This window comes from Campylobacter sp. CCUG 57310 (assembly GCF_013201975.1).
In the GTDB taxonomy this organism is placed as follows: Bacteria; Campylobacterota; Campylobacteria; order Campylobacterales; family Campylobacteraceae; genus Campylobacter_A; species Campylobacter_A canis.
The window spans coordinates 753,872-771,951 of record NZ_CP053845.1 but is presented as its reverse complement, the minus strand read 5'-3'; the positions used below and the strand labels follow the sequence as shown (position 1 = coordinate 771,951).

At 38.4% G+C, this 18,080-nt stretch carries 14 protein-coding genes; 4 read left to right on the top strand and 10 right to left on the bottom strand.

Annotation, left to right across the window (positions count from 1 at the left end; genetic code table 11):
- Positions 1-107 precede the first annotated feature (107 nt).
- The 3 genes from CORI_RS03880 to groES all read right to left on the bottom strand — a co-directional run bounded on the left by CORI_RS03880 (position 108) and on the right by groES (position 5,932).
- The gene (locus CORI_RS03880; RefSeq protein WP_173030882.1) at positions 108-3,773 is read right to left on the bottom strand and encodes a retention module-containing protein; all 3,666 of its coding nucleotides are present in this window, start codon (positions 3,771-3,773) and stop codon (positions 108-110) included.
- Positions 3,774-3,996: 223 nt separating this feature from the next.
- Positions 3,997-5,634, bottom strand: a complete 1,638-nt coding sequence (groL, locus tag CORI_RS03875) for a chaperonin GroEL (RefSeq protein WP_173030881.1) — start codon at positions 5,632-5,634, stop codon at positions 3,997-3,999.
- Between the two features lie 37 nt (positions 5,635-5,671).
- A complete protein-coding gene (gene groES / locus CORI_RS03870) occupies positions 5,672-5,932 on the bottom strand; it encodes a co-chaperone GroES (protein WP_169973753.1) in 261 nt (86 codons plus the stop codon).
- 168 nt (positions 5,933-6,100) lie between these two features.
- On the opposite strand from groES, the gene CORI_RS03865 reads away from it, so the two are divergent.
- On the top strand, positions 6,101-8,725 hold the full coding sequence (locus CORI_RS03865; RefSeq protein ID WP_173030880.1) for a hypothetical protein: 2,625 nt from the start codon (positions 6,101-6,103) through the stop codon (positions 8,723-8,725).
- A gap of 447 nt (positions 8,726-9,172) precedes the next feature.
- Here CORI_RS03865 and CORI_RS03860 read toward each other — a convergent pair whose 3' ends face one another.
- The 7 genes from CORI_RS03860 to CORI_RS03830 all read right to left on the bottom strand — a co-directional run bounded on the left by CORI_RS03860 (position 9,173) and on the right by CORI_RS03830 (position 15,007).
- Positions 9,173-9,691: a tetratricopeptide repeat protein gene (locus tag CORI_RS03860; RefSeq protein WP_169943143.1), complete on the bottom strand. Its 519-nt coding sequence runs from the start codon at positions 9,689-9,691 to the stop codon at positions 9,173-9,175.
- A gap of 125 nt (positions 9,692-9,816) precedes the next feature.
- Positions 9,817-10,464, bottom strand: coding sequence for a tetratricopeptide repeat protein (locus tag CORI_RS03855; RefSeq protein ID WP_173030879.1), 648 nt, complete (start codon positions 10,462-10,464; stop codon positions 9,817-9,819).
- Between the two features lie 14 nt (positions 10,465-10,478).
- Positions 10,479-11,099 (bottom strand): tetratricopeptide repeat protein, encoded by a 621-nt coding sequence (locus tag CORI_RS03850; RefSeq protein WP_173030878.1) that lies wholly within the window; start codon positions 11,097-11,099, stop codon positions 10,479-10,481.
- Positions 11,096-11,737: a tetratricopeptide repeat protein gene (locus CORI_RS03845; protein WP_173030877.1), complete on the bottom strand. Its 642-nt coding sequence runs from the start codon at positions 11,735-11,737 to the stop codon at positions 11,096-11,098. The genes CORI_RS03850 and CORI_RS03845 overlap by 4 nt, the downstream gene beginning before the upstream one ends.
- 141 nt (positions 11,738-11,878) lie before the next feature.
- The gene (locus CORI_RS03840; protein WP_173030876.1) at positions 11,879-12,466 is read right to left on the bottom strand and encodes an NUDIX hydrolase; all 588 of its coding nucleotides are present in this window, start codon (positions 12,464-12,466) and stop codon (positions 11,879-11,881) included.
- A complete protein-coding gene (gene mgtE, locus CORI_RS03835) occupies positions 12,451-13,824 on the bottom strand; it encodes a magnesium transporter (RefSeq protein WP_173030875.1) in 1,374 nt (457 codons plus the stop codon). The genes CORI_RS03840 and mgtE overlap by 16 nt, the downstream gene beginning before the upstream one ends.
- Positions 13,811-15,007: a peptidoglycan DD-metalloendopeptidase family protein gene (locus tag CORI_RS03830; protein WP_173030874.1), complete on the bottom strand. Its 1,197-nt coding sequence runs from the start codon at positions 15,005-15,007 to the stop codon at positions 13,811-13,813. Before CORI_RS03830 ends, mgtE begins: the two co-directional genes overlap by 14 nt.
- A gap of 114 nt (positions 15,008-15,121) precedes the next feature.
- On the opposite strand from CORI_RS03830, the gene CORI_RS03825 reads away from it, so the two are divergent.
- From CORI_RS03825 to CORI_RS03815, 3 genes are read left to right on the top strand one after another with little or no spacing between them, the layout of a single operon-like run.
- Positions 15,122-15,841, top strand: a complete 720-nt coding sequence (locus tag CORI_RS03825; protein ID WP_169943136.1) for a plasminogen-binding N-terminal domain-containing protein — start codon at positions 15,122-15,124, stop codon at positions 15,839-15,841.
- Complete coding sequence (locus CORI_RS03820; RefSeq protein ID WP_173030873.1) at positions 15,841-17,223, top strand: FAD-linked oxidase C-terminal domain-containing protein; 1,383 nt, start codon at positions 15,841-15,843, stop codon at positions 17,221-17,223. The genes CORI_RS03825 and CORI_RS03820 overlap by 1 nt, the downstream gene beginning before the upstream one ends.
- 16 nt (positions 17,224-17,239) lie before the next feature.
- The gene (locus tag CORI_RS03815) at positions 17,240-18,067 is read left to right on the top strand and encodes a YihY family inner membrane protein (protein WP_254064957.1); all 828 of its coding nucleotides are present in this window, start codon (positions 17,240-17,242) and stop codon (positions 18,065-18,067) included.
- Positions 18,068-18,080 lie beyond the last annotated feature (13 nt).

Here is an 18,080-nt window from a genome sequence, read left to right as displayed (position 1 = left end):
AATATGATTATATCAGGTAAAAAAGATTTAACATATTGTACTTTGGTACATAAAATTTAAAAACCCAAAGGCAAAGCGAGACTTTACCTTTGGATTAAATATCAAAATTAAGATATGATGTCTGTAGGCTGTTCTGGCATAGGAACTATATAAGTACCCGCCTGCGCATCATTTGATGCGGTATCTTGATTATTTCCTACCGATTCGTTAGCTTTAGTAGCATCATCGGCTTTATCTGATTTTAACGTACCGGCTAGCATGTTTTGATCTTTTTCATCAAGCACATCGCTCTGTTTTAGGCTATTAAGAGGATTTTGGCTATGGTTTGCTTCCAAATTTGATGACTCAAAAGAGCTTGGATTTGAATTTAGACTAGCTACTTTACTGATATCTATAGTTTCACTACTATCTGTGCTAAATAATTGTTTTGTATTGTCTGCTTGAGATTTAACATCATCCGAATTATTATGATTACTATCAGCGTCCATATCATCCGTTTTGACGACATCAGCTTCAGCTTGCATCATCTTACCGGTATGCATTTGCGCTGTAATATCTTCAGCTAATAGATTTCCTTTGCTATCGCGATACTCGACTATAAATTTATCTCCCTGCTCAGGCTTTTGACTGCTCTCATACTTAAACGAATATTCTCCGTTATCGCCTGCAGTTACCTTGCCTATCTCCACTCTGCTTCCATCAGAACTTTGTTTAAAGAAAGTTAGTTCAGGATTTGATTCATCAACAGGCGTACCAGGATTGTCCTTATAAAGCTCACCGGTGATGATAGTTTCATACATGCCAGTATCTTTTACAAATTTGCCGTTATCAAATCTTATGCCCGTTGTATCATTAAACAGACCAAGACCACCATTTGCATAGTCTCCAACAGCTACATCCTTACCGTTTTCTACGGTAAATAACTGTAAAACGGCAAAGCCCCATCCTATATCATAGTGAACTAAACTTATGTCATAAAATCCACTTTTTTCAACAGGAGGAAAAGTATTATCAATAGCCGTCTCTACAGGATGAGTTTTTTCCAGGTTAGGATAATTGGCAAACAATTTTTTACCGTTAATTATAACTTCCAAGCCATCGTCTGAATTTGCTTTAAAGGTATATTGTTTACCGGCCTCAAGATAAACCTTTCCAGAGATTTTATTTATGGCTCTTGTGCCAGTTACATCGGGCTGATTAACATATTCGCCATTATCCGTGATTTTTAAATCACTGGCATTATTGCCCAAGAATTTCTTCAGATGACTGTTTTCTATACTATCGCTATTTGAAATCAGATCCGAGCCTGGGTTAAAGTCAATTTTATTTGTCTTGTATTCTGCATCATGGCCTCTTTGTTGGATGTAACTTTTTGCCTCTTGCACGCTGTTAACTTCACTTCCCCAATTCATTCCATCATGTATTATATTTGCTTCACCGCTTTTAACAAAATAAAATTTAGACTCTAGTCCCATTTGGTTGGCAAATTTAGATGCATCTTCGATAACTACTTGCTTAGAAGGTCCTACCTCTATCTCTACTTTTATATCTTGATAAGGTTTTATTTCATCTTTGCCCAATTCAGATACTTTGCCTGATTTATCCACAATCACAGCCGAAGCCTCTATTGTCTTACCTTCGCTTACATCTACGGTTTTTGTAATGCCGTTATTCTTTACGTCTTCAGTTATTTCAATCTTTTCTTTATATACATCTTTACCAGGTTCTTTAATTGCTATAACTAATTCGTCCCCTAGTTTAGCATCGGCAGGAACTGTGAATTTAACTTCTGTAGTTTTGCCAGGATTTTCGGTTTTGCTTAACAATCCGTTGTCGTCTTTATCGGATGTAAATGTTACTGTAGGCTTAGATGGAGCTAGGTGGTTTAATGTCACCTGATCCGCTCCCGGAGCAGATATATTTCCGGCCTTATCTACAATCACAGCTGAAGCTTGTGTTAGCTCGTCTTCCCCTACTTCTGCAGTTCTTGTAATGCCATTGGCTTTTATCTCTTTAGTTATCTCAATCTCTTCTGTGCGCTTCTCTTTGCCTGGCTCTGCAATGGTTATAACTAATTTATCTCCTATTTGAGCATTAGAAGGAACTGTGAATTTAACTTCTGTGGTACTGCCAGGATTTTCGCTTCTATCTAGGAAAGTATTATTGTCTATATCGGCTGTAAAAGTTACCACAGGAACTGCTACCGGAGGAGTAGTGTCTAATGTCACTTCATCCGCTCCCGGAGCAGATATATTTCCGGCCTTATCTACAATCACAGCCGAAGCTTGTGTTAGCTCTCCTTCGCTTACATCTACAGTTCTTGTAATGCCATTGGCTTTTATCTCTTTAGTTATCTCAATCTCTTCTGTGCGCTTCTCTTTGCCTGGCTCTGCAATGGTTATAACTAATTTATCTCCTATTTGAGCATTAGAAGGAACTGTGAATTTAACTTCTGTGGTACCACCTGTACTTTCTTTACTATTTAGTATAGTATCATTGTTGCTATCTTTAGTAAATTCAACTTGAGGAACTGCTACCGGAGGAGTAGTGTCTAATGTCACTTCATCCGCTCCCGGAGCAGATATATTTCCGGCCTTATCTACAATCACAGCCGAAGCTTGTGTTAGCTCTCCTTCGCTTACATCTACAGTTCTTGTAATGCCATTGGCTTTTATCTCTTTAGTTATCTCAATCTCTTCTGTGCGCTTCTCTTTGCCTGGCTCTGCAATGGTTATAACTAATTTATCTCCTATTTGAGCATTAGAAGGAACTGTGAATTTAACTTCTGTGGTACCACCTGTACTTTCTTTACTATTTAGTATAGTATCATTGTTGCTATCTTTAGTAAATTCAACTTGAGGAACTGCTACCGGAGGAGTAGTGTCCACTAATATATCAGCTTTTGCGGTGCCTGATTCATTACCATATAAAGAACCTCTTATAGATGCTTCAACAGATGAATTTTTGCCGTTTTCCACAGGAATATCTAGCTTTATACCATCAGCTATGATAGCAGGAGTTAAAACTATCGGGGGTTGCGGAATACGATTTCCGTTTGGATCTATAATAGTAATATTTAAAATATCGCCTTCCTTGGCACTGTCCGGTATAGTTATATGGGCTCTAGTTTCAGCAGGTTTTCCGTCTTTATCGTTTTCTGTTTTGTTTAAAACATTATCTAAATTTGTATCCTCTATAAATTTAATCATAGGAGGTTCAATAGGCAGTGGCGTTGGCGGAACAGGCTGATTAGGATTTGCTTGATTAGAAAATGTATTGTCTTGTTGAGGAGAGCCGTTTGCTGCGCCTCCTTGAAAAGTTCTAAAATCTCCGGTTTGGCTGCCTAGATCTCCATATCCCTCAAAAACATTACTAATACTTCCTGAGTGCGTAAAATTCTCAGAACTTAAGCTTGTTCCTTCGCCGCCGGCTATCGATCCGCCGCCCGCAGCCGTAGCTTCAAGAGTATTTAGATCTTTACCTTCAATGATAGCTTTTTGAAGATCGCTAATGTCCTCAGCACTGGCAAACACATTTGAAATTCCTTGTGAAGATAAGAAATTTTGATCAAGCACAAGCAAATCTTCTCCTACCAGAACAACCTCTTCGCCATCTTTCATAGAAATTACGACTTTGGACTTGACATCAAGCGTTTCAACGCTCTCTCCTAGCAATATTTCATCACCTAAATTTAGTGTCCTTGCTACTCCTAGTTCGTCTTTTACAACTACAGAACCTGAAATTTCTTTTACTATACCTACTATATTTGGCATTTTTACACCTCTATATTATTTAAAATTTTAAAAGAATCTTACTAAATTTTTAAAAAATAGTATATTGTACTCAGGTACAATAGAAAACAAATTATATATAAATTGTAAACAAAACTCAATAATGTATTTTTAGAATTTAAATCATGAAATATCGTATAAACAAAAGAAGAATTCCCTTGCAAAAAAGCAAGGGAAGGAAAATTATAAAATTAGGCAGAGTAAATTACATCATTCCGCCCATGCCACCCATTCCGCCCATATCAGGCATTGCCGGCATTGCAGGCTTATCCTCTTTTAGTTCGCTTATAGTAGCTTCGGTTGTAAGAAGCAAGCTTGAAACGCTAACCGCGTTTTGAAGCGCCACACGCTCAACTTTAACAGGGTCTATGATGCCTGCTTCAAACATATTTACATACTCGCCAGTAGCTGCGTTAAATCCGAAATTCGCATCTTTGCTTGTGCTGACCGCATTTGCAACAACACCTGCATCAAAACCTGCATTTTCAGCTATTTGGCGAAGCGGCGCAGTTAAAGCGCGTCTTACGATAGCGGCACCTATCGCCTCATCGCCGCTTAGATCAAGCTTTACTCTGGAGCTTGCTTGTATAAACGCAGCGCCACCGCCGATTACGATACCCTCTTCAACAGCGGCTTTTGTAGCACTTAGTGCGTCATCTACGCGGTCTTTTTTCTCTTTCATCTCAGTTTCCGTTGCCGCACCTACTTTTATAACAGCCACACCGCCGCTTAGTTTGGCTAAACGCTCTTGAAGTTTTTCTTTATCATAATCACTTGTAGTCTCTGCGATTTGAGCCTTGATTTGAGCTATTCTTGCATCTATAGAAGATTTTTCGCCCGCTCCGTTTACGATAGTCGTGTTATCTTTATCGATAACTACGGTTGAGGCTTGTCCAAGATCGCTTAAATTTGCTCCTTCAAGCGTTCTACCAAGCTCTTCGCTTATCACTTCACCGCCTGTTAAGATAGCGATATCTTCAAGCATCGCCTTTCTTCTATCTCCAAATCCAGGCGCTTTAACGGCAGAGATATTTAGCACGCCTCTAAGTTTATTTACAACCAAAGTCGCAAGAGCTTCTCCCTCGATATCTTCAGCTATGATTAAAAGCGGCTTACCAGTCTTTTGAATTTGCTCTAAAATAGGCAATAAATCTTTTAAATTTGTAATCTTCTTATCGAATAGCAATATATAAGGATTGCTTAGCTCTACTTGCATTTTTTCAGCGTTTGTGATGAAGTATGGGCTTAGATATCCACGGTCAAACTGCATACCCTCAACCACATTTAGCTCATCATGGATTGATTTTGCTTCCTCAACGGTTATAACGCCGTCTTTGCCTACTTTTTCCATCGCGTCGGCTATCAATTCGCCTATCGTAGCGTCTGAATTTGCCGAAATTGTAGCGACTTGAGCTATCTCTTTTTTATCCGTTACTTTTCTAGCCATAGCTTTTAGCTCGGCTATGATAGCAGCCGCTTCTTTATCCATTCCGCGTTTTACTTCGATTGGATTTGCACCTGCAGTGATGTTTCTAAGACCCTCTTTAAATATAGCGTTAGCTAAAACCGTAGCAGTTGTAGTTCCGTCACCAGCTTCATCAGCCGTTTTACTTGCTACTTCTCTTACAAGCCCTGCGCCCATATTTTCAAGTGCGTCTTTTAACTCAACCTCTTTAGCTACGCTAACGCCGTCTTTTGTGATGGCAGGAGCGCCGAAACTCTTTTGGATAAGTACGTTTCTACCGCGTGGTCCCATAGTTACTTTTACGGCGTCATTAAGCTTTCTAACACCTTCATATAGTCTATTTCTAGCTTCATCTGAAAAAAATATCTCTTTTGCCATTTTCTTTTCCTTAAGTATTAATTTTTAAAATCAAATTTTATTTAATAACGCCCAAAACGTCATCTAAATTTAACACAAGATAAGTTTTACCTTCAAGCGTTATCTCCGTTCCGGCATATTTGCCAAACACCACGTCATCGCCTGTTTTTACGTTTTCTATTTCGCTTGATACCGCTAAAACTTTACCGCTTAAAGGTTTTTCTTTTGCATTATCGGGTATAATAATACCTGTTGCTGTTGTCTTAACGTCTTCAAGGCGTTCAACTAAGATACGCTTGCCTAATGGTTGAAAATTCATAATTCATCCTTTGGTATAATATTAATTTTTAGCACTCTTGTTTTTTGAGTGATGAAATTATATGATAGTTTTTTAAATTTGTCAATGATTTCAGCTAAATTTGTAATAAACTCTTAGTTAGTTAAACTCAACTTATATGAATTTATAAATTAAATTTAAAGGATAGTCATGAAAAAATTTTTAGTAGTTTTGCTCGGGCTAATAGTCGTTTTGATTATCGGCGCCTATACTGTTTTATTCACCGACTTTGGAAACGGTATAGTAAAGCCTTATGTTGAAAATATTATTAAAGAAAAAAGCGGATATAACGTAAAATTTGAGAAATTTCAAATTCGCCCCACCACAATCGATATAGTAGCTAAAGCAAATGATGAAATAACGCTAAACACAAACGGAACGCTTTCTGTATTTAGCCAAAGTATTGATCTAAAATACGATGTGGAAGTTGCGAATTTACGCTCGCTTGGAGTCGAGCTTAAAGAAAAAATGCTCTTTGCCGGACTCGTAAAAGGTGTATTTAAAGACTTTAATGCTAACGGCGTGGGCAACCTGCTTGGATCAAACGTTAAATTTAACGCAGACATCAAGGAATTTAAGCCGCTTGCTCTTAATCTAGACGCTAAAAATTTAGAGGTGGATAAAGCTCTTGCACTAGCGGGTAAGCCGATTTACGCTAACGGCAAGATCGATATAACCGCAGATATAAAAGATAACAGCGGCAAGCCTGACGGTACGGCAAACATAGATATCGTAAATATACTAACCGATAACGCCCTAATCGCAAAAGATTTTAACCTCACTCTGCCTGCGAATTTTAACCTCAAAGGAGCAATTAAAGCAGATGTTAAAGACTGGATAGTAAATGCAAAAAGCGCTTTTGTAACACCTATTGCCGTTGCAGGAATTGAAAAATCGATATACGATATAAATTCTCAAACTCTAAGCAGTGATTTTAGGCTTGTAGTAGATGATTTAACCAAACTTGAGCCGATCATAAAGCAAAAGATCGCAGGCGCGCTAAATGTAAAAGGCAACACGATCGTTGCGCAAAATCAGCTTAAGAATTTAGATGCGGACATAAACGGGTTTGGCGGCACGGTAAAGGCTGTTTTAAACAACGACAAGCTTACAGCTAAAATCGACTCGCTCAAGCTTGACGAATTAATAAAAATAGCCGCTCTGCCTGCGTTTGCAAGCGGAGTTATAAACGGAGAAGCGGTGCTAAACGATATAAAAAATACCAAAAATATCGCAGGCTCCGTTAAACTAACGACTCAAAACGGCAAACTTAACGCAGGCGAGTTTAAAAAACTCACAAATTTAAATATAGCAAATGGCGTAACATTTACTTTAAACGCCGATGCGGACGTGAAAAACGGAGAGGCGAAGTTTGATGCGGCGCTGCTTTCAAATTTAATGAATTTAAAAAATCTAAAAGGCAGCTACAATATAGATAAAAAAGCGCTTGATAGCAAATTTACGCTAAATGTCGATGATCTTGGCAAGCTTGAGAGTCTAGTCGGTCAAAAACTAGCGGGTAAAGTCGATATAAACGGCGATGTAAGCTTGCTTAACAATCAGCTAAAAGGTCTAAATGTGGACGGAAATGCGCTTGGCGGAAATATAAAGGCGAATTTAAAAGATGAGAAGTTGGTTGCCAGCTTAAATTCTCTTTTACTTAAAGACGTTTTTATCCTCATAGGCTCAAAACCGCTTGCAAATGCGACTTTAAATGCCGATATCAACCTAAACGGACTTGACGCTAAAAACCTAAACGGAACTATAAAAGCAAACGTTAAAAACGGAGTAGTATATGAAGCCGAAGCTAGCAAAGTGCTTGAAAAAAAGCTTCCAGTAGGGCTTAAATTTAACGCAAATAGCGATATAGCTTTGCAAAAAAGTGTAGCAAATTTTGATGTGCTGGCAAATTTAATATCAAGCAATAATACAAATTTAATAGCCGTCAAAAACACAAAAGGAAGCTTTGATATCAACCAAAATATCTTAAAAAGCGTTTTTGAGCTTGAAATTCCTGAACTTAAAAATATAAGCTTTTTAACAGGCAGAGTGCTGCACGGAAATATAAATTTAAAAGGCGACATGCAAAAACAGGGCGAAAATTTAACCGCAAACGTTACATCAAAGCTGTTTAACGGGGATTTGAAAGCTAATTTAAACAATGATAAGCTAGTTGCAAACCTAAGCAAATTTACAACTAAGGGCTTAACGGATCTGTTGGGGCTTGATCACATTTATGACGGAGTTGGCGACATGAATGCAAACTACGATCTTAAAACCCAGAGTGGCAAATTTGACGTGATTATAGATGAAGGAAGGCTTGCTAAGACAAAATTTACCGAAAATTTCATGACATTTACCGGCAGGGACATAACGAGTGAAATTTATAAAAACAGCAAAGTTTATGGAACGATCGATAAGCAAATGATAAATTTTAATGCCGAAATGAACGCTACAAGAAGCAATATAAATGTAGCAAACGGCAAATTTAACACGGCTACAAAAGCTATAAACATACCAGTAAAAATGAATTATGAAAAAACGGATATCGCCATTGATATCACGGGCACAAGCGACAATCCAAAATATAACATAGGCTCTGAATACATCAAAAATAAAGCCTTAAAAGAGCTTGATAGATTTTTAGACAAAAAGCTTGGCGGTAAAAACCAAGAAGGAAGCCCTGAAGCTGATGGTGCCGAAAGCTCAAGCGGTCAAGATACAAAAGATCAAGGCAAAGATATCGTAAAAGATCTGATAAAAGGTCTATTTTAGATTCAAGGTGGGTTTGGCTACTTGCATGCCAAACCTGCATTACATAAGCCGCTAAATTTGAGCGATCAAATTTAGCTATACTACTTAGTTTACTCCTCAAAGCATAAATTTAATGCAGATATCTTAATTATGCAGGCATAGAGATTTGACCCAGATACAAACAAATCGCTGTAAAAATTTTCTTTAACTACAAATCAATCTTGCTACAGGATTAGCGCATTAGGATTTAAAATTCTAAAAAAACCAAAGCTATCTAGCTAAGCTTGATAAAATATAAATTTTAAGTATTTTTGATTGTTTTGCGAGGTTTAATTACGAAATTTACTTTTAAATTTAATCTTTGCGGTCATTTTATAAAATTTAATAGCTTAAGTAGCTCAAATTTTAAAATTAATTGTGACAAGAGGTTATTGCAAAGCGCAAATTCCTCTTGTCAAATAAAATTACTTATTTTAAAGCATTAGCAGAGTTACAGGCTTGTTCATTACCGTATCTGCAGCCTTTTTCAAATAGCTCAATTGCTTTTTTATTATCCTTTGTAACCTCTTTGCCTTCACTATATATAAATCCGGCTTTAACGCAAGATACATCATCGCCGTGAGCGCAACCCTTTTCATAAGCCTCTATCGCAAGCTTCATATCTTTTTGAACGGCACTGTTGCCCTTTTCATAAATTCTACCTACGGCGCCACATCCAAAGCCCAGCTTGTTCTCGCAGCTTTTTTTGTAAATTTCAAGAGCCTTTTTTTCGTCTTTAAAGACACCTTTGCCTTGTTCATAGAAATTTGCTAGGTTAAAGCAGTTGTACATATGTCCTTTTTCGCACGAAATTTGGAAAATTTCAACCGATTTTTTATATTCGCCATCCAGTATCGGATCAGGCGAAATAAGCTCCATAGGATTGCCCGACCCCATAGAAAACGCAAAAGAACAAACCGTCGCCAGACAAAAAATAGTTTTTTTCATCCTTTTCCCCTTAAATTTGAATTTTAATCTTATTTTTTAACAATACGAATCTCATTGTAACAAACAAAGACTAAATTTAAGGATAAATTATGAAATTTAGCACTTAAAATATTCATTACAAAAGCTTATTTTTTATCTACGGTTTTAGATAGTTTTCTAAATTTAGAGCAAGCGTCACTTGCGCCGTAATCGCACGCCAAACCGTAAAATTCCATCGCTTCTTTAACGTTTTTCTCAACGCCTTCGCCCATTTCATACATATCGGCTAAATTGTAACATCCATCGCTATTTTTACCGTCGCAAGCCATTTTGTAGTATTTGGCTGCGGTTTTGAAGTCTGACTCCACTCCAAGTCCACTATCATAAAGAGTACCGACCTTTAAGCATGCATCGCTTACATCAGCCTTGCAAGCCTTACTATAAAATTCCATAGCTTTTGCGTAATCTTGCTTCATGTCATTTAAGCCGTCATAATACATATCTCCAACTATCTTACAACCGTCCATATCACCCATATTGCAAGATTTTATGTATAGATCGCTTGATTTGTAAGCAGTCGAGTTATCGTCTAAAACACCGCCTCTTTCAAGCTGAAGCGCAAATATATAGCAAGCAGCCGCGTTCTTTTCATCTTCACAAGAGCGTTTATATAGCTCCATAGAAGCTGTAGAATCATAACTATCCTTGACATATCTTTTTGTCGCCTGCTCAAACAAATTTGCACCAAATACGCCGCTTATCAAAGCAGCAACTAAAATCAATTTTTTAACCATCTCTTCTCCTTGTTTTAATTTTTACTTAAGCGTCTAAACTGGACGCACCCCTCATCATACCCAAGATCGCAAGCCTTTCCGTAAAATTCGGCTGCTTTTTTCATATCTCTTTTTATCTCTTCATTTCCATCTTTATAAACAATGGCGATAGTTAGGCATCCTTGCAGATTGTCCATATTGCAAGCTTTCTCGTAAAGCTCGGCAGCTTTTTTATGATCCTCCTTAAGCCCGCCTATGCCGCCATTATAATGATATGCAAGCATCATACAAGCTGAGCTTATCTGGGCATTGCAAGATCTATCATAAAGCTCTCTAGCCTTAGCGTAATCAACCTCAAAACCGCCAAAACCTTCGTTATACATGTCGCCAACCGTCTTACAAGCGTCCATATCGCCCATGTCACAAGCCTTTTTGTATAACTCATCGGCTCTATTTTGATCGCCCATACTACCTAAAATAATGCCCGCGATATTACAAGCGGCGGCTACTTTATCATCATGGCATGATTTTTCATAAAGGTTTAAAGATACTGCATAGTTACTGTTGTGGAAAAGAAATTTCTTAACCGCCTTTTCAAAGTTACTTTGAGCATATACCAAAACCCCAAGCGACAATAAAACGATAAATTTTCTCATCTTCTATTACCTCCTATGATTTTGCTTATGCGATCAGAATCCTCGCAAGCTTCGTATATACCCCCGTCGCATGCTTGCATGAAAAACACTAATGACCTTTTTAAATCTTTTTTAATACCCGATTTTGAGCCTTCATACATCTGTGCAAGCATATAGCAACCGTAAGGAGAGTCGTTTTGGCAAGCAAATTCATAAAGCCTAACGGCATTTTTGAAGTCTTTATCAAGCTTATAAAAATGCCCAAATTCAAAGCAAGCGTCGCCAAGTCCCGCTTCACAAACCTTTTCGTATATCTCGCGAGCTTTTTTATGATCTGTTGCGACACCGCCTCTTCCTTCGTTATATATATCGCCTATAGCTTTGCAAGCATCCATATCGCCCATATCGCAAGCCTTTTGATATAGTTTAAAAATTTGTCCGGTATCTTCTTGAGGCATATAGCCTTCTTCTTGCTTTTTTGCAACTATATAGCAAGCCGCCGCAACTTGATCTTCTTCACACGCTTTTTTACAAAGCTTCAAAGCCGCCTCTTGATCTCTTTCATCATGAAACATAAATTTCAAGGCCGCTTTTTCGAAGTTGCTTTGAGCAAATGCGGATAAAGTAAAAAAGATAAACAGTATAAATTTTCTAGACACGCCATCTCCGATTGATATGTTTAGTTTTGATTTGTATATTTTATTTAATTAATATCAATACAAAGTATCACAAATAAAGATTTTTATCATATGGATTTTTGATTTATAAATATGAAATTTATCGCTTATAAACAGCTTTGCTTATTTTGAAAATTTATCAAAAAACCACATAAAAGCAAAGAGAAGTCCCGGCGCTTTTACCTTTTTCTCATCACGCATAAACTCTCTTGCGTGAGAAATTTTTATATACACGCTTTCTATCTTTTCGCCGTCTATTCCGCCACCTTTTGAAACTCTCATACTCTCGTTTATTTTGGCAAAAAACATAGTTTGCTTATTGCCTCCAAAACCAAGCGCGCCATGAGTAACGGCTATCTTTTCAACCTGATCCAGTCTAAACCCAACCTCTTCGATAGCCTCTTCTTTGATCGTCTCTTCTTCGCTTAAGTCCTTATCCATAAGTCCTGCGCAAAGCTCGTAAGTATAGCCCATATCCTCATATTTTTCACCCTCTTTTTGCAGGTTATACCAAACAGCCGGGCGAAACTGCTTAACCAGCAAAAAAGCGTCTTGTTCTTCATGATACAAAAGCACGGACACGCTACTATGCACATGAACGCAGTCCCAATATCTTTTAACTCCGTCCATCTTGTATCCAAGCCTATAAGGTCTAATAAATTTAGACTCCTTAAGTCCTAAAATTTCTATATCTTCTATAATAGTATCCATTTAGCAAGTCCCAAGAAACTAAAAAATCCCACCACATCCGTAACCGTCGTAAGAAGCACGCTTGAGCCTACAGCCGGATCGATATTAAATTTCTTTAAAGTTAAAGGTATGAAAGTCCCAAAAAACCCTGCAAAAAACAAATTTATAAGCATTGAAGCTCCTATTACAACGCCAAGCATAGGGCGAGAAAACCAGACAGAAGCGATAATACCCATCATCACGGCAAAAATAAACCCGTTTAAAAGCGCTATAGAAAGCTCGCGCTTTAATACATCTTTGGCATCTTTAAATTCGATATCCCCAAGAGTTAGCTTTCTAACCGTTACCGTTAGCGCTTGAGTGCCGGTGTTACCGCCCATGGAAGCTACTATCGGCATTAAAACGGCAAGTGCCACATAGCTTGCGATCGTCTCGTCAAACAGCCCTATGATACTTGAAGAGACTATAGCCGTAAATAAATTTATAAAAAGCCAAATTCCGCGCGATTTGGTTGCTTTAATAAGGCTATCTTCCTCTTCTTCGTCCGCATCACCAACGTTTGCAAGGTTATAAATTTGCTCCGTAGCGCTCTCTTGGATAAAGTCGTGTATATCGTCCGTTGTGATACGACCGAGCAAAACGCCTTTGCTATCAACAACCGCTATGGAGTTCATATCGTAGTCCTGAACTCTCTCTACGACATCCTCTATAGGCTCATTATCAACCGCCACATGAGGCTTATACTTATCCTCCTCACTTCTTGCAATGATATCTTTAAGAGTGGAGTTAAAGTTAAATAAAATCAGATCCTCAAGCGGTATAGCATAACGCAAAATTTGCTCTTCATCTACGATAAAAAGCTGAGATACGTTTTCAAGTTCGCCGTTCTCTTTTTGAACTCTTAGTCTATCGACCGCAGATTGAAGCTTTTCTTGTAAATTTGCGCTAAAAAGCTCGGTTTGCATATAAGCGCCGGCTTCATTTTCATCATAACTTCTAATACGTAAAATTTCTTCTTGATCATCCCTATCAAGCCCGTCAAAAAGCTCCTTCGCCTTTTGCTCATCGATATCTTCGATATATTCTAAAAGCTCAGCGGCATCGTCGCTTTCTAGCTCCTCGATAGCTTCGATAATCTTTTCGCTAGGCAAGGTTTCAATCACATCTTTAAGCATGTGATCGGGAAGCTCGATAGCCACATCGCCTAAAATTTCAGGCTCAAGCCTTTCTATATATTCTGCAAATAGCTCCTCATCGTGCTTTTTAACAGTTCTTAGATGTTGAGCCAGATCGGCTGCGCTAAGCTCCTCATCAATAGTGTCGTTTAGGTGAGAGTCTATAAGCTCTTTGGCTTCAAGCAGTTGATCATTTTCGTTCATCTATATCCTTAAACTCGATAAAGTTATCAAAGACTTCCTCTTTTTCGCTCTGAATATCTTCTACGATATATTTTTTCATCTTTGCATCGTTTTCATCGACAACTTTTTTAAATTTACCGCTCTCTTTTGAGCCGGAGCTCGTTACGATAGCCTTTTTTGACTTAAGCATTTTTTCAGGATTTATGGCTTGTTGGTTTTTATAAAGACCAAAGTGAAGGTGCGCTCCAGTGCTAAGTCCCGTATTTCCGACGTAAGCTATAACCTGCCCCTGTTTTACTTTAGCGCCTGATTTCATGCCTTTAGCAAAGCCGTTTACATGAGCGTAAAGCGTCTCGTATCCGCCGCCGTGATTTATGACTATGGTTTTACCGTATCCGTTTTTTCTGCCTACGAATTTCACCTTGCCGTCGCCTGCTGATTTGATAGGAGTTCCTTTTGGTGCACCGTAATCAACTCCTAAGTGAGCTCTATATCTCTTAAGCACGGGATGATATCTTTTAAGAGTAAAAGGCGATGTTATCTTAGCGTTTCCAAGCGGTCTTATTAAGAAAAATTTATCGTTTTTCTTACCGCTTTTGTTATAAAATTTATTTTCAAATTTATAAACCGAGTAGCGTTTTTTACTTGCTTCTACCATAGCCGAATGAATTTCAGGCATACCGAAAACTCGCCCCAAGCGACGTTTTTGAGTATAGACTATGATTATCTTATCGCCTTTTTTAAGCTTTCTAAAATCAACTTCACCCCTCATAGCCAAGGAAAAAGCATTTGCAAGCCCTATGCTTCCGGTGTGATCAACGATATCTTTATACGGAGAGTTTTCAAGCTTGATACTTAAAATTTTATCCTCGAGCTGATAGGATATGGGGGTAAGTTGTATCTTAAATTTATCGTATTCGTCTTTAAAAATTTGAATCTGAAGCTCTTCGTTTACGGGGATTAAAACCTGACGAATGCCGTCTTGTTCATCTCTTAAAATTTGATACTTAACGCCCGCCATGATCTCGCTTGCGATCTCTTTATCTTCTCTGTCAAGATTATAATAAAGCGAAAGAGGGATTGAATTAGCTTCTAAAAACGTTAAAAAAGTAGAGCCGTTTGGCCAAGAAAGCTCTTCTACGCTAAGTTTAGCGGCGCAAAGTTGAAGACTTAAAAATATACCCACAAAAAAAATTCTAACCATACGCTCCCCTGAATAAATAATAGGGATAATTTTACTTTATGCTTGCTTATATTTTGCAAAACTAAGCTGTTTTAAGTTATAATCATTTGAAATTTTTAAATTTTAGGAGCGAATTTGAGACGGATTTTGTTTATCTTAACTGCAATTTTTACATTTGTTTTCTCGGCGGAATTTAACATAAAAGAGTATCAAACTCCGATAATTGAAGCAAAAGACGGATTTGGAACTATCATCGATAGTCCTGATATAGTAGTAGGTTCAAGTGGCATAGTCGTGCATAAATTTGACGCTCGCAAAAGCTCTATCATAGCTCGCGTTAGCGTAACCGAAAAAGGCGGCGGATTTGCAAAAATTCGCTTTGAAGTATTTGACAGTCTAACCCAAAAAGCGCTTCCGATCCCCGGAATTCTTCCCGCAAGTGGCGATACGGTCATACTAAACTACCTTTATAACCGCTCTTTAATCATAGTTCCAAACAAAGAAATTTACAACGAAGTCATAAGCGCTTTTAAGGATATGGAGTTTATTCACCCAGATATCGTGGGCTCATACTTAAGTTACGAATATAAACCAAACCCGAGCCGAGACGACTTCCGCAAGATGTGCTCGCAAAGCGCTGCGGGGCTTATATTTATCGCGATGAATAACGAAAGTCTGTTTGCGGACTGCCAAAGCTTTGAAGTGCTTAAAAAATTTCAAAGCGGAAGCGTGGCGTACTATCAGCTACCTTTTTATACGAGAGTTAAAGATATAGACACGGTATTTTGGAAGCTTGGATCAAGCAAGATAAGCGACTTTGATCGCCATTATAAATCACTTTTGAAAGAGAAGTAATGGAAAAAAGACATATTGATTTTTTCACTAAACTACTAAATCAAGACAATGCATATTTTGATAAAGCGCACCTGCTGGCTTACAGCTATGATGCGACCAGAAAGCGCCATTTGCCTGATGGAGTGCTATTTCCAAGAGATGAAAGCGATGTAAGCGAAATTTTAAAATACTGCAACGAGCATAAAATTCCCGTCATCCCAAGAGGTGCCGGAAGCGGCTTTACGGGCGGATCTTTGGCGATAGACGGCGGTATCGTGCTTGGATTTGAAAAGCATATGAATAAAATTCTTGAGATCGATATGCAAAACATGGTCGCAGTAGTTCAACCTGGCGTTATAAACATGGACTTGCAGCGTGCGGCTGAAGAGGTCGGGCTATTTTATCCGCCAGATCCTGCGAGCCAAGACTACTCGACCATAGGCGGAAACGTCAGCGAAAACGCAGGCGGCATGAGAGCCGCAAAATACGGCATAACCAAAGACTACGTAATGGCGCTTCGTGCCGTGCTTCCAAACGGAGAGGTCATAAGAGCGGGCAAACGCACGATAAAAGACGTCGCAGGATATAATACGGCGGGAATTTTGATAGCTAGCGAAGGAACTCTTGCGGTGATAACCGAAATCACCTTAAAACTAATCGCAAAACCGAAATTTCAAAAAACGGCAATGGGTGTATTTGATAGCGTAAATTCAGCCATGAACGCCGTTTATAAAACTATGGCGGCGGGCGTAACTCCAGTGGCAATGGAATTTTTAGACAATTTAAGCATAAGAGCGGTTGAAGAGAAATTTCAAAAAGGCTTACCTGTAAATGCGGGCGCTATCTTGATAACTGACGTTGATGGCGATATACAAACGGGACTTGATCAGGATTTAGCGACGATAGAAAGGGTGTTTAAAGAAAACGGCGCAAGCGAATTTAAGGTCGCACGCGATGATGCCGAGAGAAAAGATATCTGGTTTGCGCGTAGAAACTGCTCGCAAAGCATTACGATTTATGGAAATTTAAAGCTAAACGAAGATATCACCGTGCCACGCTCAAAGCTTCCCGAATTGCTTGATAAAATTTCAGAGGTTTCTAAAAAATACGGCGTTAAGGTTCCGTGTTTTGGTCATACGGGTGATGGAAACGTCCATACGAACGTAATGGTTGTGGATAAAACCGATCCCGTTCAAGTAGAAAACGGACACAAAGCGATAGAAGAAATTTTTAAGATCACGGTTGATCTTGGTGGCACGCTTAGCGGCGAACACGGCATAGGCATAAGCAAGGCAGAATTTATGCCGCTTGCCTTTAGTGAAGCTGAAATACAGCTATTTAGAGCGATAAAAAAGGCGTTTGATCCAAACAATATCCTAAATCCAAACAAGATGGGGCTATAAAATTTAAAGGGTGCAAGTGAGAGCTAAGATCAATAAAGAAGAACTAAAAGCATATGTCAAAATCGCACTTAGTATCAAAGACAAACAGCTCTTTCACTATGCCTCAAGCCTTAGCTTTCACACTATGCTTTCGATTATCCCGGTGCTTCTCATCTCATTTTCCATTTTTACGCAGATGCCAAGCTTTAAGATGTATTACACCAAGATAAAAGAGTTTATTTTTTCCTCTCTTTTGCCTTCAAATCAAGACGTGATAAGCGAATATATAGAGACATTTTTACAAAACAGCTCAAGTCTGGGCATGCTAGGACTTGGCGCTATTATCTTTACTTCGGTAATGTTTTTCGTAGATTACGAATATGTCATAAACAAAATCATGAAAACCGAAGGCAGAAGCTTTTGGCACTCTTTAAGTGCGTATTGGACGCTTATCACCCTTGCTCCGCTTGGACTTGGACTTAGTTTTTATCTGTCAAATTTGCTTCAGGATTTCTTAAATGCGACATACTACACAAAGTGGATAAACTTCTTAAGTATATTTCCGTATCTTATCATTTGGGCGATATTTTGTATAACGTATCTCATCTCCGTAAGTCGTCCTATAGCGGTTAAAAACGCCTTGTTTAGCTCGTTTGTAGCTTCCTTAATATGGTATTTTGGCAAAAGCCTATTTGTGTTTTACGCAGTAAATAACAAAACCTATCTTAGCATTTACGGCTCTTTTTCGGTTGTACTGTTCTTCTTCGTATGGGTCTATGTTTCGTGGATTATATTTTTATACGGAGTGAAATTATGCAGCTTTTTAGAGCAAAAAGATAGAGCGAAAAAGACCATCGACAAATAACAAATTTTGCAAA

What these genes read in the sequence shown, in the direction of transcription:
- CORI_RS03855 (WP_173030879.1), bottom strand. Translation starts at nt 10,464, where the DNA reads ATGGTTAAAAAATTGATTTTAGTTGCTGCTTTGATAAGCGGCGTATTT.
- mgtE (WP_173030875.1), bottom strand. Translation starts at nt 13,824, where the DNA reads ATGAACGAAAATGATCAACTGCTTGAAGCCAAAGAGCTTATAGACTCT.
- CORI_RS03840 (WP_173030876.1), bottom strand. Translation starts at nt 12,466, where the DNA reads ATGGATACTATTATAGAAGATATAGAAATTTTAGGACTTAAGGAGTCT.
- groES (WP_169973753.1), bottom strand. Translation starts at nt 5,932, where the DNA reads ATGAATTTTCAACCATTAGGCAAGCGTATCTTAGTTGAACGCCTTGAA.
- CORI_RS03850 (WP_173030878.1), bottom strand. Translation starts at nt 11,099, where the DNA reads ATGAGAAAATTTATCGTTTTATTGTCGCTTGGGGTTTTGGTATATGCT.
- CORI_RS03820 (WP_173030873.1), top strand. Translation starts at nt 15,841, where the DNA reads ATGGAAAAAAGACATATTGATTTTTTCACTAAACTACTAAATCAAGAC.
- CORI_RS03830 (WP_173030874.1), bottom strand. Translation starts at nt 15,007, where the DNA reads ATGGTTAGAATTTTTTTTGTGGGTATATTTTTAAGTCTTCAACTTTGC.
- CORI_RS03865 (WP_173030880.1), top strand. Translation starts at nt 6,101, where the DNA reads ATGAAAAAATTTTTAGTAGTTTTGCTCGGGCTAATAGTCGTTTTGATT.
- groL (WP_173030881.1), bottom strand. Translation starts at nt 5,634, where the DNA reads ATGGCAAAAGAGATATTTTTTTCAGATGAAGCTAGAAATAGACTATAT.
- CORI_RS03880 (WP_173030882.1), bottom strand. Translation starts at nt 3,773, where the DNA reads ATGCCAAATATAGTAGGTATAGTAAAAGAAATTTCAGGTTCTGTAGTT.
- CORI_RS03860 (WP_169943143.1), bottom strand. Translation starts at nt 9,691, where the DNA reads ATGAAAAAAACTATTTTTTGTCTGGCGACGGTTTGTTCTTTTGCGTTT.